Genomic DNA, 12,303 nt, shown 5'->3' with positions numbered 1-12,303 from the left:
TGTCAGTACGATCGCGGCAGGCCGAGCACGTGCTCGGACACGAAGTTCAGGATCATGTTGGTCGAAATCGGCGCCACCATGTAGAGCCGCGTCTCGCGGAACTTGCGCTCGATATCGTACTCCTCCGCGAAGCCGAACCCGCCATGGGTCTGAACGCACATGTCGGCGGCAGCCCAGGCGGCTTCGGAGGCGAGCAACTTCGCCATGTTCGCCTCGGCGCCGCACGGCAGACCTGCCTCGTAGAGGGTGGCCGCCTTCCGAACCATGAGGTCGGCGGCCTCGGTCTGGGCGTAGGCACGGGCGATCGGGAACTGCACGCCCTGATTCTGGCCAATCGGCCGGCCGAACAGCTTGCGCTCCTTGGCGTAGTCGGTCGCTTTCTCGATGAACCAGCGGGAATCGCCGATGCTTTCGGAGGCGATCAGGATGCGCTCGGCGTTCATGCCGCCCAGGATGTAGCGGAACCCCTGGCCTTCCTCGCCGATCAGATTCTCCGCCGGCACTTCCATGTTGTCGAAGAACACTTCCGTGCTGTTGTGATTCATCATCGTGCGGATCGGCCGGATGGTGAGCCCATGCCCGAGCGCCTTGCGCATGTCGACCAGGAAAACGGACAGCCCTTCGGTGCGCTTCTTCGCCTGCTCGCGCGGCGTGGTGCGCGCGAGCAGAAGCATCAGATCGGAATGCTCGGCCCGGCTGGTCCAGACCTTCTGCCCATTCACCACATAGGTGCTGTTGTTCTTCTTCACCGCCGTCGTACGCAAGGCCAGGGTGTCGGTGCCGCTCGTGGGCTCGGTGACACCGAAGGCCTGCAGGCGCAGTTCACCGCTGGCGATCTTGGGCAAATAGCGCTGCTTTTGCTCGGCGCTGCCATGCCGGAGCACCGTTCCCATGGTGTACATCTGAGCGTGGCAGGCCGCCCCGTTGCAGCCTGCGCGCTGGATTTCCTCGAGCACTGCGGCGGCAGCCGAGATGCCGAGGCCGGCACCGCCATATTCCTCGGGAATGAGCGTCGCCAACCAACCCGCCTCGGTCAGTGCCTTCACGAACTCTGTCGGATAGCCGCGCTCGCGGTCGAGGTTGCGCCAATAGGCGCCGTCGAACTTGACGCAGAGAGCGCGCACCGCGTCGCGGATTTCCGGATGGGTCGGCGCGTAGGGATTTTCCATGGCGCCGCAACCTAGTCCGCTGCTCTGGCCCACGCAATGCGGCGCAACCCATCGATCAGCGTGGCATGAACTTCGGCGTCGAAGCCGTCGACCGTGTTCTCACGGCGTCCCGACACTCCGTCAACGGCGCCGGCTTCGACGATGGCCCGGGTGACGCCACGGTCGAGTTGCGCAGTCAGGTACTTTGCGAGCACCGGCGACCATCCCGGACGCGCGAGCGCGAGCCCTGCCATCAGGCCGTAGGCCCCCCAGTTGGAAACGCCCGCCACGACGAGATGATCGCAGCCGGTCATGCAGGCGATGCGCTCCCCGTTGGGCACTGCGGCCGCGATCAAATCGACCGGCAGCTTGCCCATGCCGAGTTCGTTGCCGCCATCACCTACTCCGATGCGCGTCCACGGACCGGCAGAGAACAGGTCATCGAGCGGTGCCGTCCACGGCGAGACATCGACGCCGCGCATGTTGCGCGGGCGACCGTCGCAACTCGGCCCGCAACGCTCGATGGCGACGACATGGCTGACCGCCGCGGCGCGCCAGGAATCGATTACCCGCTCTATTCCGGGACGATCTTGAACGCCGACCTCATCGACAAGTAGGTTGCCGCCGGCTTCCCGCAGCGCTGCGCGCACCACCTCCGCGCAAGGCGAATCGACGGCGATGCGGACCGGCACGCCACACGCATCCAGGCCAGATGCCAGCAGGGCGGCACCGACCGGGCCGTCGGTCTCGGGTGCGGCGACCTCGGCACGAGGCACGAAGAAGCCGGTGATAAGACCGACGCTCGTCGCCTGCGCCAATGACTGCGCCGCCGCTGAGAGCTCGCCGCGTGTTGCATCGATCAATGGCTGTGTCTTGCGTCCGACGTCCCGGCAAACAACCGCCTCGATGGCGTCAAGCTCACTTTTCCTTGGCCACATACACACCGTTCCACTGGGCTGGAGGGGCGTCGACCAGGCTGACCACTCGAACGCGCATGACGTCGTAATAGCCCTGTTTCCAACCGGCTGCCTCTGCTGCAGCAACGCACGCATCGATCGCGCGAAGAGCCTCGGCAAACCGGCCGGCCCGATAGAAGCCCAGAAACACGGCCTGACGATCAGCGAGACTCCGGAACGTCGGCGACCGTGCAAGGTCGGAGTCCCCGACCAGCGCGTGGATGCGCTCGGGCTCGGTCTTGCCCTTCACCATGACCAGATCAAGCTCAAGCGTGGCAAGGGCCGGGATCTTCTGGCGTGTATTGTCGCCGACGACAATTCCGACGCCGTAGGTCTTGCATTGTCCCTCGAGGCGCGAAGCAAGATTGACCTCGTCGCCAAGGCATGAATAGGTGAAGCGCTGGTCGGAACCGAAATTGCCGACCGACGCCATGCCGGTGTTGAGACCGATGCCGATGTGCACCGGGATGTAGCCGTGGCCCTCGAGCTCGGCTTCGGTCTTCCATTCCTGGTTGAGCTGCCCAAGCCGCGCTTGCATGCCTAACGCCGCCTCGCATGCCCGGGCGGCATGGTCGTCCATGGCGAGCGGCGCATTCCAGAAGGCCATGATCGCGTCGCCCATGTATTTGTCGATCGTGCCCTTGTGCGACAGGATGAGGTCGGTCATGGGGGTCAGAAAGCGGTTCATGAAGCGCGTGAGCCCGTGCGGGTCGAATTGCTCGGAAATGCGCGTGAAACCTCGCACGTCGGTGAACATCACAGTGATTTCGCGCTGTTCTCCGCCGAGCTGGAGGAGCCTGGGATTGCGCGCGAGCTGCTCGACGACGTCGGGCGACAGATACATGCCGAAGGCACCGCGGATCTCTCGCCGGTCGCGTTCGGCGCGCATGAAGCTCAGAGCCGAGCCGCTGACATAGATGGCGGCCAACGTTGCCGGCGGATAGATCGGATCGAACAGCAACCGCGCCTGCGCGAAGGCGATCCATGGCACCACAACGCCGATGCCAATGAAGCCCACCGCCACCAGGGCCATTCGGCCGGCGGAGAGCCGCGGCAGCAGGAGCAAGAAGGCAAATCCGATGGCAGCAAGGTAGACGAACTCCGCGCCGTCGGCATAGTCCGGCCGTTCGAGGAACGTCTGGCTCAGCATCTGCTCGGCGACCTGGGCATGGATCTCCACGCCCGGAACTGAATCCTGGAGAGGCGTGTTGCGCAGGTCCTTGAGGCCCACTGCCGACGTGCCGACGAAGACGATGTTGCCGTCGAGCTTGTCGGCGGGCACTCTGTTCTTCAGCACATCCTTGGCCGATACGAACCGCGAATCGCGATGCCCGCTGTCGTAGAGGGCAACGCGACCTTCGGCGTCGGTATCGACATTGACCTTGCCTACCCGGATGGAGCCGACCCCGGTTCGGGCCCCGAACGACCGCAGCCGCTGGGCTCCCGACCAGCGGACGATATAGGTCGACGCCCCCTGGACAACCCGCATCGCTTCCAGCGACAGCGCCGGATAGAGGTCCTCCTCGCGCTGGCCGGCGAGCCGAAACAGCATGGGTACGTGACGCACAATGGCGCTTTCGATCTCGGTCGTGACAGCGCCATTGCCCTTCCCCGCGTCTTCCAGCACGGGCAGGGTGCGAACCGTGCCCGTCTGCTGGGGGATGAACTCGCGGATCATTTCCGCCACGGACCTCGTGTCCTTCTCGCCCGTATTGTGGGCGAAGCCCCATTCGCGCCGTGGCGGACCGCCCATTCCCTTGGCGTCGAAGGCGAAGCTCGTGACGACGTCTGAGCGCGCGAGGGCCTCGGCCAGCACCTCGTCGTTGTCGGGGAGCGCCTCCATCATGCGCCTGAGGTCGCTGTCGCGCACCGCCTCCGGCAGGTTTTTCGCGATCACGGTGAGCGAAGAGCGGTCACGTTCCGCGAACACGACGTCGAAGGCAATGACGGCCACGCCGTCTCTGGTCAGCTTGTTCACCAGGGTGGCGACCAGCGTACGCGGCCATGGCCATTGGCCGTAAGCGGCAAGCGACTCCTCGTCGATGTCGACGATCCGCACCGGCATGTCCTGCGGCACGACGCGAGGCTTCAGGCGCTGATAGGTATCGAAAGCGAAGTCGCGAAGCCGGACCATCCCCGGCGGATCAACAGCACGCAGGAGGAGCGCATTGGCCAGCACCAGAAATGCCACCACGACGGGTGCGCGTGGCTTGTTGCCGCGGCCAAACAACCACCCGATGCCCATCCAGTCGATTCCCTCCGCGCGCCCGCCGACGCTCCTCGAGGCCGGCTATGTGTACTTGCGGATGTCGTCGATCACCTTTCCGTCGTTCGGCAAAGTGCCGGGCTTTGCGAACTCGATCTTTCCGCCCACCTTGCAGACGGTCCGGATCGTCTCGCCGAGCGCATCGGCAAGCGCGGGCGACGTATCGGCGCTTTCCGCCTTGAGGACCATGCTGTCGGCCTGATTCACCCAATCGATGACGAGACGGAGACGGCCGAGGCCGGGATGCTTTCTCGAGATTTCGGCGATCTGCTCGGGATCGACGAACATGCCGCGTACCTTGGTCCGCTGATCGGCGCGGCCCATCCAGCCCTTTATGCGCATGTTGGTGCGCCCGCACGGACTCTCTCCCGGGAGCACAGCGGACATGTCGCCGGTACCGAATCTGATCAGGGGATAGGCGCGGTTGAAGGTCGTCACGACGACCTCGCCGACGTCGCCCTCGGGCACCGGATCGCCGGTGCCGGGCCGCACGATCTCGACGATCACCCCCTCGTCAACGATCATCCCTTCGAGCGCCTCCGATTCGTAGGCGATGGTTCCGACATCGGCTGTGCCATAGCTCTGCAGACATGAGATGCCCGCATCCTGGAACATGCGGCGCAACGAGGGCGGCAGCGCCTCGGCACCCACGAATGCCTTCTTGAGGGACGAGACGTCCTTGCCCAGCTCGGTCCCCTTCTCGAGCAGTATCTTGAGAAACGAAGGCGTGCCGGCGTAGCCCACGGGCCTTATGGCGGCGATGGCGTCGAGTTGCAGCTCCGTGTTGCCGACGCCGCCCGGCACAACCGGGCAGCCCAGCGCGCGCAAGGCGGACTCCATCATGATGCCCGCGGGCGTCAGGTGATAGGAGAAGGTGTTGTAAACCACGTCGCCGGCGCGAAACCCTGCGGCATGCATCGCCCGCGCGCCCCGAAAATAATCAGGTTCCTCGGTATCGATCTCGAAGATCGGGCCAGGCGACATGAAGATGTGCCGCGCCTTGGCAAGCGGCACCGCGATCAGGCCGCCCATCGGCGGGTCCGCCTTTTGCACTTCGCCCAGCTTCGACTTGCGCAGCACCGGCAATTTTGCCAACGCGGCCCGCGAGGTCACTGTCGCCGCATCGATATCCTTGAACCACTTGGCGAAGAACGGAGCGTTCGCCTTGGCGTGAGCGACCTGCCCGGGCAGCGCCTGCATGAGGGCGGCCTCACGCTCCTCCCGCCGGCGGGTTTCCAACATGTCGTAATGCCCGGGCATTGGGACTTCCCTTCGACGTTGCGGGGTGCCCAGTGACCCTAAACACCGTGGCCGGTCGTTTCAACGTTCGATCCTTTTGCCCTCTCCGCCCCGGCCGGTCGCGACTTCTTCGGGCCTTATGGTCGCAGCCGCCTCTTGGGGCCCCAAACATCGGACGGATTTGTTGCCTTCGGGATGCGGAACCCACATGATGCGATACAAAGCCAAGGAACAGGGATTAAGGGAGGCGTCATGATGGGGGTGTCTGCCCGGCGCGTTGCGGCGTGCCGGGATGACAACCAGCTCGCTGTCGAGGGTGTGTCCAAGAAATTCGGTGGCGTCACCGCCGTGCAGGACGTGTCGCTCGAGGTGCCGCGCGGCGGCATCCTCTCGATTATCGGTCCCAACGGCGCGGGCAAGACGTCGCTGCTGAACATGCTCTCCGGCTTCTACAAACCCGACGCGGGGCGCGTTGTGCTGGAGGGCCAGGACATCACCTATAAAAAACCGAGCGAGATTGCATCGCTCGGTGTCGCCCGGACCTTTCAGAACATCGCCCTGTTCAGCGGCCTCACTGTCCTCGACAACCTGATGCTGGGCCGGCACGTCCGCATGAAGGCAGGCGTGCTCTCGAGCATGATCTACTGGGGCCTCGCCCAGAAGGAAGACATCGCCCACCGCGAGGCGGTCGAGGAGATCATCGACTTCCTGAAGCTACAGGACCTGCGCAAGCTGCAGACGGCGACGCTGGCCTACGGGCTGCGCAAGCGCGTCGAGCTCGGCCGGGCGCTGGCGCTCGATCCCAAGGTGCTGCTGCTTGACGAGCCGATGGGTGGCATGAACCAGGACGAGAAAGAGGACATGGCGCGTTACATCCTGGACGTGAACCAGGAGCGCGGTGTGACGGTGGTGCTGATCGAGCACGACATGGGAGTCGTCATGGATGTCTCGGATAGGGTCGTCGTACTTGATCGCGGCAGGTGCATCGCATCGGGCACGCCGGCGGAAGTCCAGGGCGATGCCAAGGTGATCGAAGCCTATCTCGGCACGGCCAAGAGCGGAGGACCGACATGAGCCTGCTCGATTTCCCCACGACGGACACGCTTCCCAAGCTACTCGAGCGCAACGCGCGCGAAAATCCCCATGCTGCCGGCATCCGGGAGAAGACCCGAGGCGTCTGGCAGACCTTGACCTGGACCGACTATCGCGACCGCGTCCGGGATTTTGCGCTGGGGCTCGCCTCGATGGGTTTCGAGCGCGGCGACAAGCTCAGCGTTGTCGGCGACAACCGGCCTCAGCTCTACATCGCACAGCTTTCGGCGCAGGTCCTGGGAGGGATGTCGGTGCCGGTCTACCAGGATTCGATCGCCTCCGAACTGGTCTATGTGCTGAACCATGCCGAGAGTTCCGTGATCGTGGCGGAGGACCAGGAACAGGTCGACAAGGCGCTGTCCCTCAAGGGCAAGCTGCCCAACTTGCGACTGATCGTGTTCGACGATCCGCGCGGCCTGTGGGACTATGGCGACCCGATGTTGCGCTCGTTCGAGAGCATGCTCGAAGCAGGACGCACATTCGCCAAGGCCAATCCCGGGTTCTATGCCGCCGAACTGGGAAAGGGACGCCCCGACGACATCGCTATGATTGCCTACACATCGGGCACGACCGGCAATCCGAAGGGTGCGATGCTCAGCCATCGCAACATGATGGCAGCTGCCGAGTCGTTCCTTGAAGTCAATGACGTGCGCCCCGGCGACAACTGGCTATCGTATTTGCCAATGGCGTGGTTGGGCGACGCCGCCTTCTCGCTGGGGCTGGCGCTGGTCGGCAAGCTGACGGCGAATTGTCCGGAAAGCCCGGAAACGGTGCAACGCGACCTGCGCGAGCTCGGTCCCAGCGCGATGCTGGCGCCTCCCCGCATCTGGGAGAACATGCTGACCCAGGTGCAGGTGAAGGGAGACGATGCCTCGCCGGTCAAGCGCCGGGTGTTCGACTATTTTCGCGGCCTGGCGGAGCGATGCGAGCTGAAGCGCACGGACGGCACGTCGCTGTCGCTCGCCGACCGACTGGGTCTCGCCGCCGGCGAGATGCTCGTCTACGGCCCGGTGCGCGACCAGCTTGGTCTGCGCAATGCCCGATGGTGCTACACCGGCGGCGCTCCGCTCGGGCCGGACACCTACCGCTTCTTCCGTTCCTTCGGCATCAACCTGAAGCAGATCTATGGCGCGACGGAGGCCTCCGCACTCGTCACCTGCCAGTCCAACGCCGAGGCCAATCCCAATACGGTCGGCCGTCCGATGCCGCGTGTCGAGGTCCGCATCGACGATCGCGGCGAGGTGATGCTCAAGGGCCCCAACGTCTTCAGGGGCTATTTCAAACAGGAGGAAAGCACCCGCGCCACGCTGACCGGCGACGGCTGGCTGATGACGGGAGACGCCGGCTTCTTCGACAAGCAGGGCCATCTTGTGATCATCGACCGCGCCAAGGACGTCGGCAAGTTGACGGACGGTTCCGCATTCGCCCCGCAATTCATCGAAAACAAGCTGAAGTTCAGCCCCTACATTCGCGAGGCCGTGGCGTTCGGCGACGGCCGTCCCATGGTCGTGGCGATGATCGCCATCGACATGCAGACCGTGGGTACCTGGGCCGAGAGGAAAGGCCTCGCCTATTCCAGCTTCATGGATCTCAGCCGCAAGGCCGACGTGGCGGCGTTGATCGCGGAAGAGGTCGCCAAGGCCAACGCGACCCTGCCGGACGTGCAGCAGGTCAAGCGTTTCCTGCTTCTGAACAAGGAGCTCGAGGCCGATGATGCGGAAATGACACGCACCCGCAAGGTGCGCCGCCGGTTCGTCGCGGAGAAGTACGCCGCAGTAGTCGACGCCTTCTACGGCGGCGCAGGCCGTGTCAAGGTCACGATGGAGATCACGTTCGAGGATGGCCGCAAGTCCTCGCTGATCTCCGACATCGACATCCACGACCTCGCGCCGGCCGAGCCGTCACGCCGGGCGGCCTGAGGCGCGGGCGTAATGTCATCGGAGGATCTCGGTTTTCTCCTGGCGCTGCTGCTGAACGGCGCCTCGATCGGCTTGATGTACTCGCTGATCGCGCTGGGATTCGTGCTGGTTTACAAGGCGACGGACGCCATCAACTTCGCGCAGGGCGAGTTCGTGATGATGGCCGGCCTGATCGCCGCCGCCGTGCTGGCGGTCGAGGGTGCATGGCTGATCGTGGCGGTCGTGGTGACGCTCGCAGTAATGGTGGGCTTTGGCTTTGCCCTCGAGCGCGTCGTGCTTCGGCCCCTCCTGGGGCGGCCGGTAGTTGCCGTCATCATGGCGACCATCGGCCTTGCCGCCGTGCTGCGCGGGCTGACGCCGATCGTCTTCGGCAGCTCGACGATGGGCGTGTCCCTGCCGATCGGCGACGAGCCGATCGAAATCGGCCCGGCGAGCCTGCCACCCATCCAGGTTCTTGGCGCCGTCGTGGCCATTCTCTTCTTCCTGGCCTTCAGCTGGTTTTTCAAGAAGAGCCGCATGGGTGTCGCCATGCGGGCCGTTGCCGACAACCAGCAGGTTGCGCAAGCCATGGGCATCAATGTCGAGCGCTATTTTGCGATCGCCTGGGCAATGACAGGTATCGTGTCGGCAATGGGCGGCATCATCTGGGGCAGCATGCTGGGCGTCGACATCCAGCTTGCCCTGGTCGGGTTGAAGGTGTTTCCGGTCGTGATCCTGGGCGGTCTGGACTCGATTGGCGGTGCCCTGCTCGGCGGCGTGATCGTGGGAGTCGTGGAGAGCCTCGCTGCCGGGTACCTCGACCCCTATGTCGGCGGGGGAACCAAGGATTTCGCGCCCTATGTGCTGATGATCCTTGTCCTCATGATCCGACCCTACGGCATCTTCGGCCGACGTCAGATCGAGCGGGTGTAGCGATGTTCCACCGCGAGGCCGGCATCTTCAAAACGACCTATGCCGCCGACATGGCGCTCTTCCCGCTGCCGATCGCGAAATGGGCCGTAGCGGCACTCGCGCTGCTGTTCGTGGTGATCGTGCCGCTGGTGATGGAGGAATACTATCTTGCGATCCTGAATCTGATCTTCATCGCCGTCGTCGGCGCGCTGGGCCTGAATATCCTCGTGGGCTACACCGGGCAGATCTCGATCGGCCACGGCGCCTTCATGTCGGTCGGGGCCTATACGGCCGCCAATCTGGCGGTGAGGCTGGGATTGCCGTTCTGGATCACGCTGCCGGCAGGCGGTCTGATGGCGGCGCTGATCGGCGTCCTGGTCGGCATGCCGAGCCTGCGCATCAAAGGATTGTATCTCGCCATCGCCACCCTGGCCGGCCAGCTCATCATCGAGTGGACGATCAACCATGTGCCGGCGATCTCCGGCGGCGCCCAGGCCTCGATCCAGGTGCCGCGTCCGGATCTCTTCGGGCTGATCCTCGATACCCAGGGCCGGCTGTACTTCTTCCTGCTGTTCTTTGCCGCTCTGGCGATCGTGGCGACGCTGAACCTGGTGCGCAGCCGCATCGGGCGCGCCTTCATCGCCGTGCGCGACCAGGACATCGCGGCCGAGATCATCGGCATCAATATCTACCGCTACAAGCTCCTGTCGTTTGCCATCTCGTCCTTCTATGCCGGCGTTTGTGGCGTCCTCTATACGTACTATTTCGGCATCGCCAACTACGAGCAGTTCCAGCTCATCGTGTCGATCGACTACCTCGCCATGATCATCATTGGCGGCCTGGGATCGGTTTTGGGCTCGATTTTCGGCGCGATCTTCGTCACGCTGCTGCCGATCGTCCTGCGTTTGCTGCTGGAAAACGTCGGTTCCCTGATCTTCAGCGAGTCCGAACTGGCGAACGTCATCTCCGGCACGCGCCTGGCCGTATTCGGCGCGTTGATCATCTTCTTTCTGATCGTTGAACCCGAGGGGCTCAACAGGTTGTGGCGCAATATCCGGAATTATTTCCGGGTCTGGCCCTTCTCCTACTAGGAAAGGGCAACATCCGAGCAAAGGGAGGATCCCATGCTGAGGTACGTGAAAAGTAGTCTGGGAGTGGCGGTCGCGGCCGGCACTCTGGCGTTCGGAGCGGGCGAAGCATTCGCCCAGCAGAAGGAAGTCGTGTTCGGCCTGCAGTGCGACCGTACCGGACCGACCGCCCTGGTCGGCACGGTGCTCTGCCCCGGCTACCACGACTACATCGATCTGGTAAACAGCAAGGGCGGCGTCGACGGCTACAAGATCAAGGTCATCGAGGTCGACAACGAGTACAAGGTGCCGCCGGCAGTCGAAGCGCACGAGCGCTTCAAGAAGGAGGGCGCCGTCATCGATGGACTGTACGGCACGCCACAGACCCAGGCCCTGGCCAAGAAGCTCGAGGAAGACAAGATGCCCGGCACCTCGCCGGGCTTCGGCACCGCCTCCGCTGCCGACGGCAAGCGCTTTCCCTACATCTTTCCGATCGCGGCGACCTACTGGTCGCAAGCGGGCGCTGCGATCGAGTTCGTCAAGGAAAAGCTCGGCACGCTGAAGGGCAAGAAGATCGCCTATTTGTTCTACGACAACCCCGCGGGCAAGGAGCCTCTGCCGATCCTCGAGGATCTGTCCAAGAGTGAGGGCTTCGAGCTGCGCACTTTCGCGGTGCCGGCCCCCGGCGTCGAGATGGGCGCCCAGGTGCTCGACATCACCAGCCGCTACAAGCCCGATTTCGTCGTCGCACACCTGTTCGGGCGCTCGCCGTCGGTCTCCATCAAGGAACTGAAGGGCAAGGGTTACCCACTCAGCAAGGTCATATCGTTCGTGTGGGGCAGCGCCGAAAATGACATCCTTGCGGCCGGTGGCTATGCCGTGGCCGAAGGGTACAACACCCTCCAGTTCGCCGGCGTCGGCAAGGATTTCCCAGCGCTGAAGGAAATCGTTGCCATGTACAAGGCGCAGGGCAAGCCGGCACCCAAGGAAATGGACTCGACCGTCTACTACAATCGCGGCGTCATGACTGCCGCGATCCACGTCGAAGCGCTGCGCAATGCCCTCAAGGCGACGGGCGGAAAGCCGCCCACGTCTGACGACGTCCGCAAGGGCATGGAGCAGATCAAAGGCTTCACACTCGGCGGCCTGGTGCCACCGTTGAACATTACGCCGACCGACCACGAAGGCGGAGGTTGGTGCGAGGTCTGGACAGTCAAGGGCGGCAAGCTGGTGAAGACCAAAGACTGGTACCAGGGCTTCCGTCAGATCGTCGAGAAGCAGATCGCCGCCGACGCCAAATCCTGAACCGCCAGGGAGTGGGCGGCGGACAACCGCCGCCCATTTTTCGCATGCTGTCGATCAACAATATCGAGGTCGTCTATGACCGCGTCATTCTCGTGCTGAAGGGCGTGTCGATCGACGTGCACGAGGGCGCCATCACCACCCTGCTGGGCGCCAACGGCGCCGGCAAGACGACCACGCTCAAGGCCATCTCCGGCGTGCTGCGCACCGAACGCGGCAACGTGACCAAGGGCTCCATCACCTTCGAAGGCAAGCGCATCGACGGCATGCGCGCCTTCAACGTCACGCGGCTCGGCATTTCCCAGGTGTTCGAGGGTCGGCGGGTGTTCGAGCACCTCACCACCGAGGAGAACCTCGTCGCCGGCGCCCACACCGAGCGGCGCGTCAGCAAGGTGCGCGACGGCATCGAGCGCGTCTATGCCT

10 protein-coding genes are annotated in these 12,303 nt (G+C 64.1%); 6 read left to right on the top strand and 4 right to left on the bottom strand.

Annotated elements, in window-relative coordinates; all coding sequences use genetic code 11:
* Window positions 1-2: 2 nt before the first annotated feature.
* From VH499_RS13975 to VH499_RS13960, 4 genes are read right to left on the bottom strand one after another with little or no spacing between them, the layout of a single operon-like run.
* A complete protein-coding gene (locus VH499_RS13975; protein WP_332053353.1) occupies window positions 3-1,169 on the bottom strand; it encodes an acyl-CoA dehydrogenase family protein in 1,167 nt (388 codons plus the stop codon).
* Window positions 1,170-1,180: 11 nt separating this feature from the next.
* Complete coding sequence (locus tag VH499_RS13970; protein ID WP_332053352.1) at window positions 1,181-2,086, bottom strand: DUF4392 domain-containing protein; 906 nt, start codon at window positions 2,084-2,086, stop codon at window positions 1,181-1,183.
* Window positions 2,067-4,349 (bottom strand): adenylate/guanylate cyclase domain-containing protein, encoded by a 2,283-nt coding sequence (locus VH499_RS13965; RefSeq protein WP_332053351.1) that lies wholly within the window; start codon window positions 4,347-4,349, stop codon window positions 2,067-2,069. The genes VH499_RS13970 and VH499_RS13965 overlap by 20 nt, the downstream gene beginning before the upstream one ends.
* 45 nt (window positions 4,350-4,394) lie before the next feature.
* Window positions 4,395-5,630, bottom strand: a complete 1,236-nt coding sequence (locus VH499_RS13960; protein ID WP_332053350.1) for a phenylacetate--CoA ligase family protein — start codon at window positions 5,628-5,630, stop codon at window positions 4,395-4,397.
* 231 nt (window positions 5,631-5,861) lie between these two features.
* Between VH499_RS13960 and VH499_RS13955 the strand changes: the two genes are divergently transcribed.
* From VH499_RS13955 to VH499_RS13930, 6 genes are all read left to right on the top strand, one after another.
* Window positions 5,862-6,683 carry an ABC transporter ATP-binding protein gene (locus VH499_RS13955; RefSeq protein WP_332053349.1) on the top strand — a complete coding sequence of 274 codons (822 nt, stop codon included), beginning with the start codon at window positions 5,862-5,864 and terminating at the stop codon, window positions 6,681-6,683.
* Window positions 6,680-8,620, top strand: a complete 1,941-nt coding sequence (locus VH499_RS13950; protein WP_332053348.1) for an AMP-binding protein — start codon at window positions 6,680-6,682, stop codon at window positions 8,618-8,620. The genes VH499_RS13955 and VH499_RS13950 overlap by 4 nt, the downstream gene beginning before the upstream one ends.
* Window positions 8,621-8,632: 12 nt before the next feature.
* Window positions 8,633-9,532 carry a branched-chain amino acid ABC transporter permease gene (locus VH499_RS13945; RefSeq protein ID WP_332053347.1) on the top strand — a complete coding sequence of 300 codons (900 nt, stop codon included), beginning with the start codon at window positions 8,633-8,635 and terminating at the stop codon, window positions 9,530-9,532.
* 2 nt (window positions 9,533-9,534) lie between these two features.
* Window positions 9,535-10,602 carry a branched-chain amino acid ABC transporter permease gene (locus VH499_RS13940; RefSeq protein ID WP_332053346.1) on the top strand — a complete coding sequence of 356 codons (1,068 nt, stop codon included), beginning with the start codon at window positions 9,535-9,537 and terminating at the stop codon, window positions 10,600-10,602.
* A 33-nt stretch (window positions 10,603-10,635) separates the two neighbouring features.
* A complete protein-coding gene (locus tag VH499_RS13935; RefSeq protein WP_332053345.1) occupies window positions 10,636-11,883 on the top strand; it encodes an ABC transporter substrate-binding protein in 1,248 nt (415 codons plus the stop codon).
* A 44-nt stretch (window positions 11,884-11,927) separates the two neighbouring features.
* A partial coding sequence (locus tag VH499_RS13930; RefSeq protein ID WP_332053344.1) for an ATP-binding cassette domain-containing protein occupies window positions 11,928-12,303 on the top strand: 376 nt, incomplete at its 3' end.

This window comes from Reyranella sp. (assembly GCF_036558665.1).
Taxonomy (GTDB): domain Bacteria; phylum Pseudomonadota; class Alphaproteobacteria; order Reyranellales; family Reyranellaceae; genus Reyranella.
This window is presented reverse-complemented; position numbering and strand designations above follow the sequence as displayed.